The 21,070-nt window shown below is 60.7% G+C and carries 19 protein-coding genes; 5 read left to right on the top strand and 14 right to left on the bottom strand.

Annotation, left to right across the window (positions count from 1 at the left end; all coding sequences use genetic code 11):
* Positions 1-64 precede the first annotated feature (64 nt).
* Both BLV20_RS17345 and BLV20_RS17340 read right to left on the bottom strand, forming a co-directional pair.
* Positions 65-541: a DUF3859 domain-containing protein gene (locus tag BLV20_RS17345; protein WP_092303491.1), complete on the bottom strand. Its 477-nt coding sequence runs from the start codon at positions 539-541 to the stop codon at positions 65-67.
* 103 nt (positions 542-644) lie between these two features.
* A complete protein-coding gene (locus BLV20_RS17340) occupies positions 645-1,646 on the bottom strand; it encodes an amidohydrolase family protein (protein WP_092303489.1) in 1,002 nt (333 codons plus the stop codon).
* Between the two features lie 148 nt (positions 1,647-1,794).
* Between BLV20_RS17340 and BLV20_RS17335 the strand changes: the two genes are divergently transcribed.
* The 4 genes from BLV20_RS17335 (at position 1,795) to BLV20_RS17320 (ending at position 5,917) form a co-directional block, all read left to right on the top strand.
* The gene (locus tag BLV20_RS17335; protein ID WP_007931549.1) at positions 1,795-2,211 is read left to right on the top strand and encodes an OsmC family protein; all 417 of its coding nucleotides are present in this window, start codon (positions 1,795-1,797) and stop codon (positions 2,209-2,211) included.
* Positions 2,212-2,274: 63 nt separating this feature from the next.
* Positions 2,275-3,162: a pirin family protein gene (locus BLV20_RS17330; RefSeq protein WP_092303487.1), complete on the top strand. Its 888-nt coding sequence runs from the start codon at positions 2,275-2,277 to the stop codon at positions 3,160-3,162.
* A 203-nt stretch (positions 3,163-3,365) separates the two neighbouring features.
* Positions 3,366-4,742 (top strand): pyridoxal-phosphate dependent enzyme, encoded by a 1,377-nt coding sequence (locus BLV20_RS17325; RefSeq protein WP_092303656.1) that lies wholly within the window; start codon positions 3,366-3,368, stop codon positions 4,740-4,742.
* Entirely contained in the window at positions 4,739-5,917 is a 1,179-nt protein-coding gene (locus BLV20_RS17320; RefSeq protein WP_092303485.1) for a trans-sulfuration enzyme family protein, read from the top strand. The genes BLV20_RS17325 and BLV20_RS17320 overlap by 4 nt, the downstream gene beginning before the upstream one ends.
* A gap of 91 nt (positions 5,918-6,008) precedes the next feature.
* Here BLV20_RS17320 and BLV20_RS17315 read toward each other — a convergent pair whose 3' ends face one another.
* The 4 genes from BLV20_RS17315 to BLV20_RS17300 all read right to left on the bottom strand — a co-directional run bounded on the left by BLV20_RS17315 (position 6,009) and on the right by BLV20_RS17300 (position 9,722).
* Positions 6,009-6,737: a dienelactone hydrolase family protein gene (locus BLV20_RS17315; protein WP_092303483.1), complete on the bottom strand. Its 729-nt coding sequence runs from the start codon at positions 6,735-6,737 to the stop codon at positions 6,009-6,011.
* A gap of 67 nt (positions 6,738-6,804) precedes the next feature.
* Positions 6,805-8,709: a molecular chaperone HtpG gene (gene htpG / locus BLV20_RS17310; protein WP_092303654.1), complete on the bottom strand. Its 1,905-nt coding sequence runs from the start codon at positions 8,707-8,709 to the stop codon at positions 6,805-6,807.
* Between the two features lie 87 nt (positions 8,710-8,796).
* Entirely contained in the window at positions 8,797-9,249 is a 453-nt protein-coding gene (locus BLV20_RS17305; protein WP_092303481.1) for a PaaI family thioesterase, read from the bottom strand.
* On the bottom strand, positions 9,246-9,722 hold the full coding sequence (locus BLV20_RS17300; RefSeq protein WP_092303479.1) for a PaaI family thioesterase: 477 nt from the start codon (positions 9,720-9,722) through the stop codon (positions 9,246-9,248). The genes BLV20_RS17305 and BLV20_RS17300 overlap by 4 nt, the downstream gene beginning before the upstream one ends.
* 158 nt (positions 9,723-9,880) lie before the next feature.
* Here BLV20_RS17300 and BLV20_RS17295 point away from each other — a divergent pair, with 158 nt between their 5' ends.
* Complete coding sequence (locus tag BLV20_RS17295) at positions 9,881-10,132, top strand: hypothetical protein (RefSeq protein WP_092303477.1); 252 nt, start codon at positions 9,881-9,883, stop codon at positions 10,130-10,132.
* 65 nt (positions 10,133-10,197) lie between these two features.
* On the opposite strand, the gene BLV20_RS17290 is transcribed toward BLV20_RS17295, so the two are convergent.
* The 8 genes from BLV20_RS17290 to BLV20_RS17255 all read right to left on the bottom strand — a co-directional run bounded on the left by BLV20_RS17290 (position 10,198) and on the right by BLV20_RS17255 (position 21,065).
* Positions 10,198-10,599: an MAPEG family protein gene (locus BLV20_RS17290; RefSeq protein ID WP_092303475.1), complete on the bottom strand. Its 402-nt coding sequence runs from the start codon at positions 10,597-10,599 to the stop codon at positions 10,198-10,200.
* Positions 10,599-11,336 (bottom strand): DUF599 domain-containing protein, encoded by a 738-nt coding sequence (locus tag BLV20_RS17285; RefSeq protein WP_092303473.1) that lies wholly within the window; start codon positions 11,334-11,336, stop codon positions 10,599-10,601. The genes BLV20_RS17290 and BLV20_RS17285 overlap by 1 nt, the downstream gene beginning before the upstream one ends.
* Before the next feature lie 176 nt (positions 11,337-11,512).
* Positions 11,513-12,826: a branched-chain amino acid transport system II carrier protein gene (brnQ, locus tag BLV20_RS17280; protein WP_092303471.1), complete on the bottom strand. Its 1,314-nt coding sequence runs from the start codon at positions 12,824-12,826 to the stop codon at positions 11,513-11,515.
* 326 nt (positions 12,827-13,152) lie between these two features.
* Positions 13,153-14,034 carry a succinate--CoA ligase subunit alpha gene (gene sucD, locus BLV20_RS17275; RefSeq protein WP_007931513.1) on the bottom strand — a complete coding sequence of 294 codons (882 nt, stop codon included), beginning with the start codon at positions 14,032-14,034 and terminating at the stop codon, positions 13,153-13,155.
* On the bottom strand, positions 14,034-15,200 hold the full coding sequence (gene sucC / locus BLV20_RS17270; protein WP_025128638.1) for an ADP-forming succinate--CoA ligase subunit beta: 1,167 nt from the start codon (positions 15,198-15,200) through the stop codon (positions 14,034-14,036). Before sucC ends, sucD begins: the two co-directional genes overlap by 1 nt.
* A gap of 224 nt (positions 15,201-15,424) precedes the next feature.
* Positions 15,425-16,861: a dihydrolipoyl dehydrogenase gene (gene lpdA, locus BLV20_RS17265; RefSeq protein ID WP_025805261.1), complete on the bottom strand. Its 1,437-nt coding sequence runs from the start codon at positions 16,859-16,861 to the stop codon at positions 15,425-15,427.
* A gap of 112 nt (positions 16,862-16,973) precedes the next feature.
* Positions 16,974-18,191 (bottom strand): 2-oxoglutarate dehydrogenase complex dihydrolipoyllysine-residue succinyltransferase, encoded by a 1,218-nt coding sequence (gene odhB / locus BLV20_RS17260; protein WP_092303469.1) that lies wholly within the window; start codon positions 18,189-18,191, stop codon positions 16,974-16,976.
* Positions 18,192-18,233: 42 nt separating this feature from the next.
* A complete protein-coding gene (locus BLV20_RS17255) occupies positions 18,234-21,065 on the bottom strand; it encodes a 2-oxoglutarate dehydrogenase E1 component (RefSeq protein WP_092303467.1) in 2,832 nt (943 codons plus the stop codon).
* Between the last annotated feature and the right edge of the window lie 5 nt (positions 21,066-21,070).

Raw genomic sequence — 21,070 nt, 5'->3', positions numbered from 1 at the left:
TTTGCTTAAGACGAAAACGTGATATCAAAACGCCCAAGCACTCCGATGCCTGGGCGCAAACGATTCAGCGTACGGTAAAACGCTGCTGAACCAACAGACGGTCGCCCTGGAACACCATAAAGCGCCATTCGCCGGGGATCACTTCGTGACTTTCGGTGAACTCGTAGGCCATGACGTCCTGCGGCGCGCCAGGCACCAGCTTCTGGGTCACTTCGAACTTGTCGTGGCGCTGGCCGTCCGGGGTACGGATGCCTGGGGTGAAATACAGCAGGGTCAACGGCACATCCTCGGCCACCTTGCCGGCCAGCTGATAGCGCAGGCCGAACTTGGTGCCCAGCCGCGCCGGCACGATCTCGGTCTGCTCGATGTTCTCGTTGCTGCGACGCAACACCCGCTCCCCCGACTGCAACGCGGCCTTCGGCCCCTCGAACACGCCATATTCCACCGGGCCTTCGACACGGACTTCGGCATGAACTTCGCTAATGCCCAGGCCACTGAACATCATCAGCGCCGCCAATGCGCTTAAACGGGTGAGGTGCATATCGCACTCCTTGATTGAGATGGCGCGAGCCTATGACGCAGGCATGACAGGCTGATGACAAACCCGCATCGTCAGCACCTTCGCCCGCTGCGGCCACCTGCTCTCAACGCGCGCCCGGCAGCACGGCGAGGAAATTGTCGCGAGCCACTTTGCGGGCCACGTCCTCGGGCAAGGCATCGAGGAACGGATCGAAACTGTGCATTTCCCGTCCCAGCCGCTTGAAGCGCCCCACCACGTCCGAACCCAGCATGAAACGCTCGGGAAAGCGCTCCACCAGCTTTAGCCATTGCGCCCGCGGCACGCCCTGCTCGTCCAGCAAATACGGCCTGAGCACGGTCCAGGACAGGTCGATATACAGATTCGGATAAGCCTCGAGCATCCGCTCCAGGGTCGGCAGGAGAAAATCCAGCTGCGCCTGGCGCCGGTGAATCTCCATGCTGGTGCCCGCGTGGGCCCAGATGAAACGCGTGTGGGGATGATTGCGCAGCGGCTCTTCGATTTCCGCCAGGTACAGCGGGTTTTTCTCGCGCTTGGAGGTGATGTTGGAATGCAGCATCACCGGCAGGTCGTTTTTCGCCGCCAGGTGATAGATGCGCGTCATCGCCTCGTTGTTGGCCCGTGGCGTATCGCCGGAGGTCAGCGCGGTCAGGTCGTCATGGCGGGTGAAGACTTCGCCGATGCCCTGCCACAGCCCCGGGTTGAGGTCGAGCATGCGCTGGATATGGGCATCGGAGTTCTTGTCATTGGGGTTGAAGCCGGACAGGAACGGATGAAAGTACTGGCGCTGCTCGGGCGTCAGGCGGTTCACCGCCGCGGCGACAATCACATCGGTGGCGCTGTACCAGTAGGTATCGGCGTCGTCGCCGGCGTAGTAGCGCGGCCGCTTGGGTTCGTCTTCATGCCATTTCTTGGCCACCGGGATACCGGAAATCATCACATGCTCGATGCGGTTTTCAGCCATGGCCTTGAGCAGCTTGTCCATGCCCGCCGACTCCTGGAAGAAGTCGACGTAGTGCAGGTGAGCATCGCTGTAGACATAGTCGCGGGCCTGGGCGCAGGCGCTCGGCAGCAGCAACAGCAAGGTACTCAGATAGATCCAGTGCATGGGCAGGCTCCAGTCGATTGACGCTGGGTAGACCGCCCCCCGGAGGCGGCGGTTCAGAAAAAGGGGAACGCACGACAAGTGTAATGCTCTATAACTGCACCACCTTTCCACGTCTGTTCCGACAGCTCACCACTGCCCGAGGCAAGCCATGACTATCACCGTCAACACCGAGTCCAGCGAAGGTTTCCGCCACAGCATCCAGATCGATGACCACCAATTGTTCGCCGACCTGCCCAAGACCCTGGGCGGCGAAGGCTCCGCGCCGGAACCCCACGACTTTTTCGATGCCGCGCTGGGGGCCTGCAAGGCCTTGACCCTGAAGTTGTATGCGCAGAAAAAAGAGATTCCGCTCACAGGCGTCACGGTCGAGGTCAAGCACGACAACAGCCAGGAGCAGAAAGGCAAATATGCGCTGCACGTCAAACTGACCCTCAAGGGTGTGCTGACCGACGCCCAGCGTGAAGAATTGCATCGCGTCGCCGACCGCTGCCCGGTGCACAAGCTGATGACCACCGCCGAGGTGAGCATCGAGACCCACCTCTCCGAAGGCGCCTTCAGCCAGTAGCGCCACCACCCATGCAAGCGGGTTATGCTCCCGGGCATAACCCGATCAGCCTGGAATGCCCCCATGAACACACCACTCGTGATTCGCCCTCGCGCCGAGGACGTCGAAGGTCAACCTATCCTGCGTCCGCTGCCTTCGGCCCAATGCCGCAGCGTCGGGCCCTTCGTGTTTTTCGATCACATGCTGCAAACCCGCTACCCCGCGGGCAAGGGCATGAACATCCGCCAGCATCCGCATATCGGCCTGTCGACCCTGACTTACCTGTTCCAGGGGCAGATCCAGCACAAGGACAGCCTGGGCTCCGACCAGGTGGTGAACCAGGGCGATGTCAGCTGGATGACCGCCGGCAGCGCAATCGCCCACGTCGAACGCACCCCGCCGGCGCTGATCGACAGCGACTTCAGCATGCACGGCCTGCAAGTCTGGCTGGCCTCGCCCAAGGCCCATGAACAAGGCCCGGGGCATTACAGCCATCACCCGGCCGCGACCTTGCCGGTCAGCGATAACCTGGGGGTGAAGATCCGCATGATCGCCGGCAGCGGTTTCTGCCTGGAATCGCCGGTCCCCGTGCTCTCCCCGACCCTGTATGCCGAAATACAGCTACAGACCGCCACCACCTTGCTGATCCCCGACGAACATGAGGAACGCGCCTTGTATGTGCTCGAAGGCGACGCCCAGCTGGATGGCGAGCCCGTCGAACCGCATTCGCTGGTGATCCTGCCGGCCGGAACCACCCCGACCCTGTTCGCCGACAGCGACTGCCATGCCGTGCTGTTCGGCGGAGCGCCGCTGGACGGCCCCCGGCGGATCAACTGGAACTTCGTTTCCAGCGACCCGGCACGCATCGATGAAGCCCGCCAGCGCTGGGCCGCCGGTGACTGGCCAACGGTGCCGGGAGAAAACGAAAGAATCGAACTGCCCAAGGGCAAAGGCTCGCCGCAACCGCTGTAGCCGCAGGCGCCCGGCGGCCCGGTCAAGCGCCGGGCCGCACGCCTGCTCTCAGGCTGCGCGACAGGTACCGGCCAGCCGCGCGCGGTTGCGGGTAGCCGGATCCCGGCCTATGGTCCAAGCGATGCATTGCCTGCGACCGCCGCGCGATGATTCGCCACGGGTCGCTGTCCATCCAGCGCAACGTTGCGCAGCGAGGTGACGACATGCCCAACGACTCCCGTCCCGCCGTGCTCGAACTGATCGGCAACACGCCACTGGTGCGTGTCAGCCGTTTCGATACCGGCCCCTGCACGCTGTTTCTCAAGCTTGAATCGCAAAATCCCGGTGGTTCGATCAAGGACCGCATCGGCCTGGCGATGATCGACGCCGCCGAACGCGACGGCCGCCTGCGACCTGGCGGCACCATAGTCGAAGCCACCGCCGGCAACACCGGCCTCGGCCTGGCCCTGGTCGGCCGCGCCAAGGGCTACCGGGTGGTCCTGGTGGTGCCGGACAAGATGTCCACCGAGAAAGTCCTGCACCTCAAGGCGATGGGCGCCGAAGTGCACATCACCCGCTCCGACGTCGGCAAGGGCCACCCCGACTACTACCAGGATGTGGCTGCGCGACTGACCCGGGAAATTCCCGACGCCTTCTTCGCCGACCAGTTCAATAACCCGGCCAACCCGCTGGCCCACGAATGCAGCACGGCCCCGGAAATCTGGGCGCAAACCCAACATGACGTGGACGCCATCGTGGTCGGCGTCGGCTCGGCCGGCACCCTGACCGGCTTGACCCGTTTCTTCCGCCGGGTGCAGCCGGACCTGGCCATGGTGCTGGCCGATCCGGTCGGCTCGGTGATGGCCGAATACAGCCGCAGCGGCACCCTGGGCACACCCGGCTCGTGGGCGGTGGAAGGCATCGGCGAAGATTTCGTGCCGTCCATCGCCGACCTTTCCAGCGTGCGCAAGGCCTATTCGATCAGCGACGAGGAAAGCTTCGAACATGCCCGCCAGTTGCTGCGTGCCGAGGGCATTCTCGGCGGCTCCTCGACCGGCACCCTGCTGGCGGCAGCGCTGCGCTATTGCCGCGAGCAGACCGAGCCGAAACGCGTGGTCAGCTTTGTCTGCGACACCGGCACGCGTTACCTGTCGAAGGTCTACAACGACCAGTGGATGAACGATCAGGGCTTGCTGCAACGCAAACGCTACGGCGACCTGCGCGACCTGATCGCACGGCGTTTCGAGGACGGCCGGGTGATCAGCGTCGGGCCGGACGACACCCTGCTCACCGCCTTCCAGCGCATGCGCCTGGCCGATGTCTCGCAACTGCCGGTGCTGGTGAACGGGCAGCGACTGGTCGGGGTGATCGACGAGTCGGACATCCTGTTGGGCGTGCATGAAGACGCCTCGCACTTTCGCAAGACCGTGGCCAGCGCCATGACCGATCAGCTGGAAACCCTGCCACCCGGCGCCAGCCTGGCCGAACTGGAGGCGGAACTCGACCGCGGCTTGGTGGCGATCATCGCCGACGCCTCGGGCTTCCATGGCTTGATTACCCGTGTCGACATGCTCAACCACTTGCGGAGATCGCTGCCATGAGTCAACAGGATGAAAGCGGCGCGCCACGCGCCTTCGCCACCCGGGTGATCCATGCCGGACAAGCGCCGGACCCTTCCACCGGGGCTTTGATGCCGCCGATCTACGCCAACTCCACCTATGCCCAGCAGAGCCCGGGCGTGCACAAGGGCCTCGATTACGGGCGCTCGCACAACCCCACGCGCTGGGCCCTGGAACGTTGCGTGGCGGACCTCGAGGGCGGCACCCAGGCCTTCGCGTTCGCCTCCGGGCTGGCAACGATTTCCACCGTGCTCGAACTGCTCGACGCCGGAGCGCATATTGTTTCCGGCAATGATTTGTACGGCGGGACGTTCCGCCTCTTCGACAAAGTGCGCCAACGCAGCGCCGGGCATCGCTTCAGCTTCGTCGACCTGGCCGACCTGTCGGCTTTCGAAGCGGCGTTGCAGGACGACACGCGGATGGTGATGGTCGAGACCCCGAGCAACCCCCTGTTGCGCCTGACCGATCTCGCCGCCATCGCACGCCTCTGCCGCGCGCGGGGCATTATCTGCGTCGCCGACAACACCTTTGCCAGCCCGTGGATCCAGCGCCCGCTGGAACTGGGCTTCGATATCGTGCTGCATTCGACGACCAAGTACCTGAACGGCCATTCGGACGTGATCGGCGGCATTGCCGTGGTCGGCCAGAATCCCGAGCTGGCCGAGCGCCTGGGCTTCCTGCAGAACGCCGTCGGGGCTATCGCCGGGCCGTTCGACGCCTTCCTCACCCTGCGCGGGGTGAAGACCCTGGCCCTGCGCATGGAGCGCCACTGCAGCAACGCCCTGGAGCTGGCGCAATGGCTGGAGAGCCAGCCCCAGGTGGCGCGGGTCTATTTCCCGGGCCTGCCGTCGCACCCGCAGCACGCACTGGCACGGCGCCAGATGCACGGTTTCGGCGGGATGATCTCCCTCGATCTGAACTGCGATCTGGCCGGCGCCAGGCGCTTTCTCGAAAGTGTGCGGATCTTTGCCCTGGCCGAGAGCCTGGGCGGCGTGGAAAGCCTGATCGAACATCCGGCGATCATGACCCACGCCAGCATTCCTGCCCAAACCCGGGCGCAGCTCGGCATCGGCGACGGCCTGGTGCGGTTGTCCGTGGGGGTCGAGGATGTCGAGGACCTGCGCGCCGACCTGGCCCAGGCGCTGGCCCGGATCTGAATCGCCGCCAGGCACAAAAAAGCCCGCCCGGCGTGCGAGGCCGCTCTAAATAAGCGGCCTTGCGCGCCGGGCGGGCTTGTCGTTCAGGGGATCAGCCCTTGAACACTTCATCCAGCAGGTTGTACATCGAGGTGAAGGCGCGACCGGCGGTCTTGGCGTCGTACATCATCTTGCCCGGCACATTGGCCTGCGGATCGGTGAAGGAATGCACCGCACCGCCATAGCTCAGCAGCTGCCAATCCACGCCCGCGGCATTCATTTCCTCCTCGAAGGCCGGCAACTGCTCTTTCGGCACCAGCGGGTCGGAGGCGCCATGCATTACCAGCACCGAGCCCTTGATGTTTTGCGCATCGGCCGGGTTTGGCGTATCCAGGGTCCCGTGGAACGACACCGCGGCCTTCAGCGGTGCACCGCTGCGCGCCAGCTCCAGGGAGCAGCAACCGCCGAAGCAGAAACCGAAGGTGGCCAGCCTGGCTTTGTCCACCGCGGCTTCCTGCTGGCTTTGCAATACCTCAAAGGCTGCCTGCATGCGCTTGCGCAGCAAGGCCCGGTCGTTCTTCAGCGGCATCATCGCCGCGCCCGCCTCGTCGCCGTTGCTTGGGCGTAGCTCTTGCCCATACAGGTCGGCGACCAGCACCACATACCCCTTGGCGGCCACGGCCTCGGCGATCTTCTCGGCTCCGGCACCGACGCCCATCCAGTTCGGTGCCATCAACAGCCCGGGGCGCGGGCCCTGATGACTGGCATCGAACGCCAGGCGGCTTTCGTAGGATTGACCATCAATCTGGTAGACCAGGGAACGAACAGTGACTTGGCTCATTTCAGACTCCTGATTTAAAAACACCGGAATAAAAAAACCCGCCGAAGCGGGTTTTTCTGCAACGTACTTAAACCGACAATTCAACCAGCAGCTTGTTCAGGCGGCGCACATAGGCCGCCGGGTCTTTCAAGCTGTCGCCGGCCGCCAGGGCCGCCTGATCGAAGAGGATGTGCGACAGATCGCCGAAACGCTCGTCGCTCTGCTCGCCGTCGAGTTTCTCGATCAGCGGGTGAGCCGGGTTGAATTCGAAGATCGGCTTGGAATCCGGCACTTTCTGCCCGCTCGCTTCGAGGATCTGGCGCATTTGCAGGCCCAGGTCTTGCTCGCCGATGGCCAGGATCGCCGGGGAGTCGGTCAGGCGGTGGGAAACCCGCACTTCGCTGACAGTGTCGCCCAGGGCGGTCTTGATCCGCTCGACCAGGCCTTCCTTGCTCTTGGCAACTTCTTGCGCGGCCTTCTTGTCCTCTTCCGAGTCCAGGTTGCCCAGGTCCAGGTCGCCACGCGCCACGTCGACAAAACCTTTGCCGTCGAAATCGCTCAGGTAGCTCATCAGCCACTCGTCGATGCGGTCGGTCAGCAGCAGCACTTCGATGCCTTTCTTGCGGAAGACTTCCAGGTGCGGGCTGTTCTTGACCTGCGCGTAGGTTTCGCCGGTGAGGTAGTAGATCTTGTCCTGGCCTTCCTTGGCGCGCGCCAGGTAATCGCCCAAGGAAACGTTCTGCTCGCCGTCTTCGCCCTGGGTGGAGGCGAAGCGCAGCAGGCCGGCGATCTTTTCCTTGTTGGCGAAGTCTTCGGCCGGGCCTTCTTTCATCACCTGGCCGAAGTTCTTCCAGAAGCCCTTGTATTGCTCAGGCTCGTTCTTCGCCAGTTTTTCCAGCATGTCCAGCACGCGCTTGGTCAGCGCCGACTTCATGGAATCGATGATCGGGTCTTTCTGCAGGATTTCCCGCGACACGTTCAGCGACAGGTCGTTGGAGTCGACCACGCCCTTGATGAAGCGCAGGTACAGCGGCAGGAAGGATTCCGCCTGGTCCATCACGAACACGCGCTGCACGTAGAGCTTCAGGCCTTTTGGCGCTTCACGCTGGTACAGGTCGAACGGAGCACGGGCCGGCACATAGAGCAGCGAGCTGTATTCCAGCTTGCCTTCGACCTTGTTGTGGCTCCAGCTCAGCGGGTTCTCGAAGTCGTGGGCGATGTGCTTGTAGAACTCCTGGTATTCCTCGTCCTTGATCTCGGTGCGCGGACGGGTCCACAGGGCGCTGGCGCGGTTGACGGTTTCCCATTCCTGCGCGGGCTTCTCTTCACCTTCGGCGGCCGTGACTTCTTTCGGCAGCTCGATCGGCAAGGCGATATGGTCGGAATATTTCTTGATGATGTTGCGCAGGCGCCAGCCATCGGCGAACTCGTCTTCGCCGGACTTCAGGTGCAGGACGATGCGGGTACCGCGGTCAGCCTTGTCGATGGTCGCGACTTCGAATTCGCCTTCGCCCTTGGAGGACCAATGCACGCCTTCGCTGGCAGCGAGGCCGGCACGACGGCTGAAGACATCGACCTTGTCGGCGACGATGAAGGCGGAGTAGAAGCCCACGCCGAACTGGCCGATCAGGTGTGAATCCTTCTTCTGGTCGCCCGTGAGGTTTTTCATGAAGTCAGCGGTGCCGGACTTGGCGATGGTCCCCAGGTGGGTGATCACATCTTCCCGGCTCATGCCGATGCCGTTGTCTTCGAGGGTGACGGTCTTGGCGTCCTTGTCGAAGCTCACACGGATTTTCAGCTCCGCGCCACCTTCCAGCAACTCAGGCTTGGACAGGGCTTCGAAGCGCAATTTGTCGACAGCGTCAGAGGCGTTCGAGATCAGTTCGCGAAGGAAGATTTCCTTATTGGAATACAGCGAATGGATCATGAGGTGCAGCAGCTGCTTTACCTCGGTCTGGAAGCCCAGGGTTTCCTTTTGAGTTTCCACACTCATGGTCATCAAACTCCAATCAGATGGCTAAACCGCGCCCGGTGGGCTTACGGCGGGATGTCCTGAGAATTGGGGGCTATACCTGAGATTTCAAGGGCCTGGATTTTCTTCAAGCTTGAAATGTGCCCGGGCAGTGGCAATCGCCTCCTCGGCGGAGCTCTGCCAGGCAGTGATGGCCACGTTCGCTACCCGCCGGCCCTGGCGGCAGACCTGGCATTTGGCATAGGTATCGCGAAATTGCCCGGTACGCAGGTAGTCGAGGGAAAAATCGATGATTTTCGGCACGCCCGGCGAGCCGGTGACAATCAGCAGGTGCAAGGCCGCCGCCAATTCCATGAAGCCGGCGATCACGCCACCGTGCAGGGCCGGCAGCAACGGGTTGCCGATGTTGTCCCGGTTGGCGGGCAGGCGAAACAGCAATTCATCGCCCTGTCTCGAACATTCGATGCCGATCAACCCGGCGTAGGGAATCAACTGCAACAGCTGCGCGTAATCCCCTTGCTGGTGGGCGCGCTGCACTTGCTCCTGGAAATCGTCGCTCATGGCTTTTCACCCTTGATGGCGCCGGCAAATCCTTTGGTGCCCTTGATGCCTTTGCCCATGCGCATAAAGGTGCCCACCACATGGGCAACGGGGTGCTCGGGATCGTCCTGATAAGCAAAGCCGCGAGTAAAAATCACATCGCTGGTCACTCGGTAGCACTGGGCAAAGCCATATACGCTTTGGCCCGGCTGTGCGGGGTGCATGTAATCGATGCGCAGGTCCAGGGTCGGACAGACTTCGAACTCCGGCAGCACGCACAAGGTGGCCATACCGCAGGCCGTGTCCATCAATGAGGTCAGCGCACCACCGTGGATCACTCCGGTCTGGGGGTTGCCTACTATTTGCGGGCTGTAGGGGAGCATCAGGGTGATGCCGTCTTTGGAAGCGCTGTGCACGCTCATGGCCAGTACCTGGCAATGGCGCAGGGCCGACAAAAACCGTGTCGCACGCTCAAAAACAGGGCTTTGCTCCATAAGGCAACTCTCTAGTTGGTATCAAAAACGCTCAGTTAACGTGGCAGGTAAAAGTTCCATATTGCTGGCACTTTATATATCTTTAACTTTCAAGGAACTTAACCTGTAGAGCCGTGCTCGAAAGGCCAGAAGATATCTTCAATAAGGAGAAACACCCCATGCGTAAGACTTTAGCTATTGCCCTGATGCTGACCGCTTCCCTCGGTCTCGCTGCCTGCGATAAAAAATCCGAGGACAAAGCTCAAGATGCCAACCAACATGCTGAGCAAGCTCAACAGAAAATGAATGAAGCTCAGGATAAAGTGAACGAAGCTGCAAAAGAAAACGCCGAAGCAGCCAAAGATCAGGCTGAAGCGAACAAAGCAGCGACTGAAGAAGCTGCCAAGGAAGCCGCTCCTAAAACCAACTAATCCGGTTTTAGTGCAGCAAAAAGAAAGCCCGCCTAGTGCGGGCTTTACTTTGCCTGGAATAAGCTCTAAGCCAACAGGCTGCGAAAAGTCGGACTAAGCATCAGCAGCAATGAACAGAGCAGGCCGATAAACCAGACCAGGCTGCGCTGCCAGGCAAGATCCGCCCAATAGCAAAGCAGATAGATAACCCGCGTAATGACAAAGACGATTGCCAGGCTGTCGATCAACCAGCCCTGGGTCTGGGTGGCGTGGGCCATCAGCACGCCGACGGCAAACAACATGAAGGCTTCGAAGCTGTTCTGGTGCGCCGCCACTGCCCTGGCGCCGAACCCCGTGAGCTGCGCCTGCTGCTGGCGTGGCAGGTGATTGTCATAGCCGCCCTGCTCTTTCATGGCCTTGGCCACCGGCATTCGCGCCACGTAAATCAGCAACGCGCTGATAAACACACACCAGAACGCAATACTCATCAGGCAATCTCCTTGTTCGCCTCGGGCAATGGTGCCTCTGTAGGGGTATAGACCATCACGTCCAACACGTCGGAGTGAAACTCCCGGCGGTACAACACCAGAACCACGCCCGCACTCATCAACATGAACAGCCAGGGGCTGACGAACCAGGCCAGCATGCTCATGCCGAAGTAATAGGAGCGCAGGCCAAAGTTGAACTGGTTGGCGGCCATGGAAATCACCCGCGCGGCCCGCATTGCAAAGGCTTTTCGCTCCTGTTCGGAAACATGTCGCTCACCGATCATGGGCGCCGAACCCACGAGAATGGCCGCGAAGTTGTATTGGCGCATGCACCAGCTGAAGGTGAAGAAGGCGTAGACGAACACCAGGGCCAGGCACAGCAGCTTGATCTCCGACATACCCTGGGAGGCCTGCTGCACCATGGGAATGTCGGCCAACAGCGACACCGCACGCTCGGACGAGCCAAGCACCGTGAGGATACCGGCGAGGATAATCAGGGTACTGGAGGCAAAGAACGACGCATTGCGCTCCAGGTTGCCGATCACGCTGGCGTCGGCGATACGGTTGTCGCGCAGCAGCATGCGGCGCATCCAGTCTTCCCGGTACAAATGCAGCACGCTGGCCAGGCACGCGGTGTCGCGACCCTTCCATGTGGCGTAGCGGGTGTAGCCGCCCCAGCAGATGACAAACCAGAGCGCGGCGATGAGATGGATCAGGTTGGCTTCGACGAACGACATGCAGGTTCCCGGATAGGCGTTTGGCAGAGTGCGGATACAACTGGCACTGCTTCGACGTTGATCGAGGAAAAAAGACACCATGCCCCGCCCATAAAAAATGCCCCGCATCGTTGGATACGGGGCATTTTTATGGCTGCCGGGCACCCGCTCGTGACGGGTCCCAGGCAAATGGCGGCTTAGGCCAGCGCTTCGCTGCGTTTGCCCAGCAGGCGATCGCAGACTACCGCGACCACCAGCGTCATGAACGAAGGCACCAGCCACGCCAGGCCTTGTTCGCTCAGCGGTAGGTGCATCAACTGGGTTGGCATCCAGTCCGCCAGGCCGGCGCCCTTGAGCGCGTCGATCAGGCCGAACAGGAAGGACACCAGCATCACCGGACCGACGATACGGCCCTGCTCATGCCAGAAGTCCTTGCAGAAGCTCAGGGCCACCAGGGCGATGCACGGCGGGTAAATGGCAGTCAGCACCGGGATGGAGAAAGCGATCAGCTTGGTCAGGCCCAGGTTCGACACCAGCAGCGAAAACGCCGCCAGGATAATCACCAGAGTCTTGTAGGACAACGGCAGCACGCGGCTGAAGTATTCGGCGCACGCACAGGTCAGGCCGACCGCGGTCACCAGGCAGGCCAGGGAGATCAGTACGGCGAGGAAACCACTGCCCAGGGAACCGAAGGTGTGTTGCACATAAGCGTGCAGCACCGCTGCACCATTGGTGGCACCGGCTGCAACTTCGTGGCTGCCCGCCCCCAGGCGGAACAGGCTGACGTACACCAGCGCCAGGCCGATCCCGGCAATCAGCCCGGCGATGATCGCGTAACGGGTGATCAGGCGTGGCGACTCGACGCCACGGGAACGAATGGCATTGACGATGACGATGCCAAACACCAGCGCGCCCAGGGTATCCATGGTCAGGTAGCCATTGATGAAGCCCTGGGAGAACGGCGCCGCCACGTATTCGGGCGTCGCAGTACCGATATCACCGGCAGGCAAGGCGAATGCGGCAATGCCCAGCACGGCCAGGGCAATGATTTTCAGCGGTGCGAGGAAACGCCCAACGGTGTCCAGCAGGCGCCCTGGATAAAGGGAGATGAAAAACACCAGCAGGAAGTAAACCGAGCTATAGAGGAACAGCGCCAGCGGGCTTTCGCCGGTCAAGGGCGCCAGGCCCACCTCGAAAGACACGGTCGCAGTACGCGGCGTCGCGAACAACGGGCCTACCGCCAGGTAGCAGACCGCTGCCAGCAGGCCACCGGCGATCTTGCCGATCGGGCTGCTCAGCGCGTCCATCGCGCCGCCGACCTTGGCCAGGGCCACGACGGTGACTACCGGCAGGCCTACGGCGGTGATCAGGAAGCCCAGCGCCGCGATCCAGACATGAGGTCCGGACTGCAAGCCGACGATAGGCGGGAAGATGATGTTGCCGGCCCCAACGAATAGGGCAAAGGTCATAAAACCAAGCGCCAGAATGTCCTGGCCTTTCAACACTTTCATTAAGGAAATACCACACTACTGAATCGGAATTTAGAGAGGGATTTCCCTTATGGGTGAGGGAAATGCTGTCGGTCCGTATAGGACTGACCCGTTTAGCGCGCAGCTTCCTTATGGGACGCAGACGCAAAAGAGGCGGCTAGACTACCGAATTTGTAAGACGAACGCACTGTTAGAGGGCGAGCTGTCCGATAAGCGACATTTCCATGTCGCGTTTATATAGATAAATAGCCGTTGGCCATGATCGCGAGCCCTTGCCAATGGCCGGAAAGCACAAAGGCCACCCGAAGGTGGCCTTTGTCAGCAGAGTTACAAGCTAAGCGCGAGGCTTACTTGACAGCCCAGCCAGTCAGCTCGGCCAGGGCCTTGCCGATGTCTGCCAGCGAACGCACGGTTTTCACGCCTGCGTCTTGCAGAGCAGCGAATTTCTCGTCTGCAGTGCCTTTGCCGCCAGAGATGATTGCGCCAGCATGGCCCATGCGCTTGCCCGGAGGAGCAGTCACACCAGCGATGTAGGAAACAACCGGCTTGGTCACGTTAGCCTTGATGTAGGCAGCCGCTTCTTCTTCAGCCGAACCGCCGATCTCACCGATCATCACGATCGCTTCGGTCTTCGGGTCTTCCTGGAACAGCTTCAGGATGTCGATGAAGTTGGAGCCTGGGATCGGGTCACCACCGATGCCGACGCAAGTGGACTGACCGAAACCGGCGTCAGTGGTCTGCTTCACGGCTTCGTAAGTCAGGGTGCCGGAACGGGAAACGATACCGACCTTGCCTGGCAAGTGAATGTGACCTGGCATGATGCCGATCTTGCATTCGCCTGGAGTGATCACGCCTGGGCAGTTAGGGCCGATCAGGGTAACACCCAGTTCGTCGCACTTGACCTTGGCATCCAGCATATCCAGGGTAGGAATGCCTTCGGTGATGCAGACGATCAGCTTGATGCCGCCGAAAGCCGCTTCCAGGATGGAGTCCTTGCAGAAAGGAGCTGGAACGTAGATCACGCTGGCGGTGGCGCCAGTGGCAGCTACAGCGTCTTTCACGGTGTTGAAGACAGGCAGGCCCAGGTGCTCGGTGCCGCCTTTGCCCGGAGTTACGCCGCCAACCATCTTGGTGCCGTATTCGATGGCTTGCTGGGTGTGGAAACTACCTTGCGAACCGGTAATACCCTGGCAGATAACTTTGGTGTCTTTATTGATCAGGACGCTCATTATTTGCCCTCCGCAGCTTTGACAACTTGTTGAGCAGCGTCGGTCAGGCTGGTAGCAGCGATGATGTTCAAGCCGCTTTCTGCCAGTACTTTAGCGCCCAGTTCAGCGTTGTTGCCTTCAAGGCGAACAACAACCGGGATTTTCACGCCGACTTCTTTCACTGCACCGATGATGCCTTCGGCAATCATGTCGCAACGAACGATGCCGCCGAAGATGTTGACCAGTACTGCAGCGACGTTGGCGTCGGACAGGATGATCTTGAAGGCTTCGGTCACGCGCTCTTTGGTAGCACCACCACCTACGTCGAGGAAGTTGGCTGGCTTGCCGCCGTGCAGGTTGACGATGTCCATGGTACCCATGGCCAGGCCGGCACCGTTGACCATGCAGCCGATGTTGCCTTCCAGCGCTACGTAGTTCAGTTCGAACTTGGCAGCGTGCGCTTCGCGCGGATCGTCCTGCGACGGATCGTGGAAAGTCTTCAGCTTAGGCTGACGGTACATGGCGTTGGCGTCGATGTTGATCTTCGCGTCCAGGCAGTGCAGATCGCCATCAGCCTTGATCACCAGCGGGTTCACTTCCAGCAGTGCCAGATCGTGGTCCTGGAACAGTTTGGCCAGGCCTACGAAGATCTTGGCGAACTGGGCAACTTGCTTGCCTTCCAGACCCAGCTGGAAAGCCAGCTCGCGACCCTGGAATGGCTGAGCGCCAACCAGTGGATCGATAGTGGCCTTGAGGATTTTCTCAGGGGTGTCGTGAGCGATTTTCTCGATGTCCACGCCACCTTCGGTGGAAGCCATGAACACGATGCGACGGCTCGAACGGTCGACGACAGCGCCCAGGTACAGCTCTTTAGCGATATCAGTGCACGATTCAACCAGGATCTTGGTGACTGGCTGACCATTGGCGTCAGTCTGGTAAGTCACCAGACGCTTGCCCAACCACTGTTGAGCGAATGCTTTAGCGTCTTCTTTGCTGCGAACCAGCTTTACGCCGCCCGCTTTACCGCGACCACCGGCGTGAACCTGGGCTTTGACAACCCACTCGGAGCCGCCGATCTTGTCGCAAGCTTCTGCTGCTTCTTCCGGGGTGTCTACCGCGTAGCCTTTGGATACTGGCAGGCCGTATTCAGCGAACAGCTGCTTACCCTGATACTCGTGAAGATTCATGCTTTTTACCGTCTTCGTTAGGTACTGCGCATTCGGCGCTGCGCTCTTGATGAGTGCCGCGCCACCTGTGACCGCTCCCCACCGGACTCCCCTGCCCCGCATCCGCAGCCTGGGCTGCGGCACAACACATGAAGATTCCCGTGAGGTCGAGTCCAGCGGACGTTCCGCGGTGAGTCTTGCTCGCAAGGCTCACGACGGGCAATCCGCCGTGGTTTCTTATTGTCTTAACGCTTTTTGCGGTTGGCGATGTGGATGGCGCCGCCATTCACTGCCAGTGCTGCTTCGTGCAGGGCTTCGGACAGGGTCGGATGGGAGAAGACCATCATGCCCAGGTCTTCGGCGCTGGTGCCGAATTCCATGCCGATTGCACCTTGCTGAACCAGTTCTGCCGCGCTTGGGCCGATCACGTGAACGCCCAGTACGCGGTCAGTCTTGGCATCAGCGATGACTTTTACGAAACCGCCGGTGTCGTTGGCTGCCATGGCACGGCCGCTGGCTGCGAACGGGAAGGTGCCGACGTTAACTTCAACGCCTTCAGCTTTCAAGGTCTGCTCGGTCTTACCAACCCATGCGATTTCCGGGTGAGTATAAATAACCGAAGGGATCAGATCATAGTTCATCTGAGCCTTGTGGCCCTTGATGCGCTCGACAACCATGATGCCCTCTTCCGAGGCCTTGTGAGCCAGCATCATGCCGCGCACCACGTCGCCGATGGCGTAAACGCCCGGCACGGTGGTAGCGCAGTGATCGTCAACGTGCACGAAACCGCGCTCGTCGAGGGTCACGCCGCAATCGGCAGCCAGCAGATCAGTGGTCACCGGACGGCGACCAACGGCTACGATCAGCTTGTCGAAAGTGATGTTCTGTTCGCCGTTGGCATCGGTGTAGGTCACGACTACTTCTTCGCCGTTGACCTTGGAACCGGTAACACGAGCGCCCAGCTTGATGTCCAGGCCCTGTTTGGTCAGGGTTTTCAGCGCTTCCTTGGAGACCGCGGTGTCGGCAGCCATCAGGAAGGTGTCCAGGGCTTCCAGGACGGTCACTTCAGCGCCCAGACGGGACCATACCGAACCCAGTTCCAGACCGATCACGCCAGCGCCGATCACGCCCAGGCGTTTTGGCACGGATTGGAATTCCAGCGCGCCAGTGGAGTCGACGATCACTTTCTGATCGACCGGAGCAGGCGGGATGTCGATTGGACGGGAGCCTGGCGCCAGGATGACGTTCTCGGCTTCGATCACTTCCACCGAGCCGTCTGGCTTGGTGACTTCAACTTTCTTGCCAGCCAGCAGTTTGCCGTGGCCCTGGATGGAGGTCACGCCGTTGGCCTTGAACAGGGTGGCAACACCGCTGGTCAGGTTCTTCACGATGTTGGCCTTGCGGCCGACCATCGCCGGCACGTCCATGGACACACCAGCGTGGCTGATACCGTGGATCGCGAAACCGTCTTGGGCTTCGTGGAATTTCCAGGAGCTGTCCAGCAGCGCCTTGGAAGGGATGCAGCCGACGTTCAGGCAAGTACCGCCGAGGGCCAGCTTGCCCTCCTTGTCGGTATATTTCTCGATGCAGGCAGTCGTGAGGCCGAGTTGCGCAGCTTTAATGGCAGCTACATAGCCGCCAGGGCCTGCGCCAATCACTACCACGTCGAATTTCTGAGTCATGTGTCATTCCTTCTCGAATCAAACCGGACGGCCCCTTGTGGAGGCCGTCGTGGGACGAAGCTGTTCGTTTCGGCGAAAGGCCGATCATCGCTGATCGGCCCAGGCTACGAAATCAGATATCCAGCAGCAGACGAGCCGGGTCTTCCAGCAGGTTCTTGATGGTAACCAGAAAGGTCACTGCTTCTTTACCGTCGATCAAACGGTGATCGTAGGACAGAGCCAGGTACATCATCGGGCGGATAACCACCTGACCGTTGATCGCCATAGGACGCTGCAGAATGTTGTGCATGCCCAGGATTGCCGCTTGTGGTGGGTTGACGATCGGAGTCGACATCATCGAACCGAAAGTACCACCGTTGGTGATGGTGAAAGTACCGCCGGTCATCTCTTCCATCGACAGTTTGCCGTCACGGGCTTTCTTGCCGAAGGTGGCAATGCCGCCTTCGATTTCAGCCAGGCTCATCAGTTCGGCGTTACGCAGAACCGGAACCACCAGGCCGCGATCGCTGGACACGGCAACACCGATGTCGGCGTAGCCGTGGTAAACGATATCGGAGCCGTCGATCGAGGCGTTGACCGCCGGGAAACGCTTCAGCGCTTCGGTAGCGGCCTTGACGAAGAACGACATGAAGCCCAGGCGTACGCCGTTGTGGGACTTCTCGAACAGGTCCTTGTACTTCGAACGCAGAGCCATGACTTCGGTCATGTCGACTTCGTTGAAGGTGGTCAGCATCGCCATGTTCGACTGGGCTTCGACCAGACGCTCGGCAACCTTGGCACGCAGACGGGTCATTGGAACGCGCTTCTCGACGCGGTCGCCGGCAGCGAATACTGGGGCGGCGGCGGCAGGAGCGGCAGCCTTGGCAGGCGCGGCAGCCGGAGCGGCTTTCTTGGCAGCAACGGCTGCAACCACGTCTTCCTTGGTCACACGACCGCCTTTGCCGGTACCGGCAACGGAAGCGATGTTGATGCCGTTTTCTTCAGCCAGCTTGCGCGCGGCTGGAGCAGCGATTGGATCGTCTTCGCCTTCGGCGGCTGGAGCTGCGGCAGCGGCAGCCGGGGCAGCTGCAGCGGCCGGAGCAGCTGCAGCAGCGCCTTCAGCGATGGAGCCCAGTACTTCGTCGGACAGAACGGTGTCGCCTTCGTTCTTGACGATAGCGCCCAGCACGCCGTCAGCGGTGGCCAGAACTTCCAGCACAACCTTGTCGGTTTCGATGTCGACAATCAGTTCGTCGCGCTTGACGGCGTCGCCCGGTTTTTTGTGCCAGGTGGCAACGGTGCCATCGGCAACCGATTCCGGGAAAGTGGGGGCTTTGATCTCGATAGCCATTATCTGTGGTTCCTTAAATTCGGTTTCAGGTGCGCGAAGGCGTTAAACAGTGAAAGCATCTTGCAGCAGTTTTTCCTGCTGCTCGGCGTGCATCGACGCGTAACCGCATGCAGGTGCAGCAGAGGCTTCACGGCCCGCGTACTCGAGTACGAGCGACTTGTCGTGATTGCCAACGATGCGGCGCATGTGGTGCTGGCTGCAGTACCAGGCCCCCTGGTTCATCGGCTCTTCCTGACACCAAACGACATGTTTGAGGTTGGTGTACGGAGCCAGGACTTCGTTCAAGTCGTCCTCAGGGAATGGGTACAGCTGCTCGATACGCACGACGGCGATGTCGTCGCGGCCTTCGGCACGGCGTTTTTCCAGCAGGTCGTAGTAGACCTTGCCGCTGCACAGAATCAGACGAGTCACGTCTTTTGGATCCTGGGCATCGATTTCCGGAATAACGGTCTGGAACGAACCTTCCGCCAGATCTTCCAGGGTCGAGATGGCCAGTTTGTGACGCAGCAGCGACTTCGGAGTCAGGACCACCAGCGGCTTGCGCAGCGGGCGAATCACCTGACGACGCAGCAGGTGGTAGATCTGGGCCGGGGTGGTCGGCATGCAGACCTGGATGTTGTGCTCGGCGCACAGCTGCAGGTAACGCTCCAGACGAGCCGAAGAGTGCTCCGGCCCCTGACCTTCATAACCGTGCGGCAGCAGCATGGTCAGACCGCAGAGACGGCCCCACTTGTGCTCGCCACTGGTGATGAACTGGTCGATAACGACCTGGGCACCGTTGGCGAAGTCACCGAACTGGGCTTCCCAGATCACCAGCGCGTTTGGCGTGGTGGTCGAGTAACCGTATTCGAATGCCAGTACGGCTTCTTCGGACAGGAACGAATCGTACAGGTCGAAACGTGGCTGGCCGTCATACAGGTGCTGCAGCGGAATGTAGGTGCTGGCGTCTTTCTGGTTGTGCAGGACCGCATGACGGTGCGAGAACGTACCACGGCCGATGTCCTGGCCGGTCATGCGGATCGGGTGACCTTCGAACGCCAGGGTCGCGTATGCCATGGTTTCGGCATAACCCCAGTTGATCGGCAGGCCGCCGGCTTGCATCTTCTGACGGTCTTCGTAGATCTTCGCAACCTGGCGCTGAACCACGAAGCCTTCCGGCAGCTCCAGCAGCTTGGCGGACAGTTCCTGCAAAGTCTTCAGATCGAAGGTGGTGTCGTGACGCGCAGTCCAGGCGTGGCCCAGGTACGGACGCCAGTCCACGAACAGCTCTTTGTTCGGTTCCTTGACCAGGCTCTTCACTACGTGCAGGCCGTTGTCCAGCGCGTTGCGGTATTCATCGACTTTCGCCTGAACACGCTCGGCGTCGAGCACGCTGCCCTGGACCAGGCGATCGGCATACAGCTCACGGGTGGTGCGCTGCTTGGTGATCTGCTGGTACATCAGAGGCTGGGTGCCGCTCGGCTCGTCCGCTTCGTTGTGGCCGCGACGGCGGTAGCAGACCAGGTCGATCACCACATCGCGCTTGTATTGCATGCGGTAGTCGATGGCCAGCTGGGTCACGAACAGTACGGCTTCCGGATCATCACCATTCACATGGAGGATCGGCGCCTGGATCATTTTCGCGACGTCGGTGGCGTACTCGGTGGAGCGCGAGTCCAGCGGGTTGCTGATGGTGAAACCGACCTGGTTGTTGATCACGATGTGCACGGTACCGCCGGTCTTGAAACCGCGGGTCTGCGACATCTGGAAGGTTTCCATCACCACGCCCTGACCTGCGAACGCAGCGTCACCGTGGATGGAGATCGGCAGAACCTTGTCACCGGTCTGGTCGTTGCGACGATCCTGACGGGCGCGCACCGAACCCTCGACCACTGGCGAAACGATCTCCAGGTGGGACGGGTTGAAGGCCATGGCCAGGTGAACTTCGCCACCGGTGGTCATCACGTTGGACGAGAAGCCCTGGTGGTATTTAACGTCACCGGAACCCAGCTCGACCTTCTTCTTGCCTTCGAACTCGTCGAACAGCTCGCGCGGGTTCTTGCCGAAGGTGTTGACCAGAACGTTGAGGCGGCCACGGTGGGCCATGCCGATCACGACTTCCTTGGTACCGTAGGAGCCGGAACGCTGGATCAGTTCGTCGAGCATCGGAATCAGGCTTTCGCCGCCTTCCAGGCCGAAACGCTTGGTGCCCGGGTATTTGGTACCCAGGTACTTTTCAAGGCCTTCCGCCGCTGTGACGCGCTCGAGCAGGTGGCTCTTGATATCCGTGGAGTACGTCGGACGGCCACGCACGCTTTCCAAACGCTGCTGGAACCACTGGCGCTGCTCGGAATCGGTGATGTGCGTAAATTCAGCGCCGATGGTGCGGCAATATGTCTGCTGCAACGCTTCGTGAATTTCGCGTAGGCTCGCTTCCTCTTTGCCGATGAACAGGTCGCCGGCACGGAAGGTCGTATCAAGATCGGCATTGGTCAAGCCGTAATGATTGATTGACAGGTCTGCAGGTGCAGGACGCTGCCACAGCCCCAGCGGGTCCAGCTGGGCTGCCTGGTGGCCACGCATACGGTAGGCCTGGATCAATCGCAGCACTTCAACTTGCTTCTTCTCGTGCTCGCTGCTCACGCTACCGGCGGATACCGGCTGGGCGCGGCGCTGGTTCTTTGCCAGCAACACGAAATGATCGCGGATTGTCGAGTGCGAAACATCGATGGCAGTGCTGCCGTCGGTAGGCAACTTCTGAAAGTAAGTGCGCCACTCTTCTGGCACAGCGTTAGGGTCGTGCAGGTAGAGCTCGTAGAGCTCTTCCACATAGGCAGCGTTACTACCGGATAGGTAGGCGCTGTTCCACATGCGCTGCATCACGCTTTCTTGCATGCTTG

This window comes from Pseudomonas sp. NFIX28, from assembly GCF_900107395.1.
In the GTDB taxonomy this organism is placed as follows: Bacteria; Pseudomonadota; Gammaproteobacteria; order Pseudomonadales; family Pseudomonadaceae; genus Aquipseudomonas.
The sequence above is the reverse complement of the archived record's forward strand: the minus strand, read 5'-3'. Positions and strand labels throughout refer to the sequence as shown.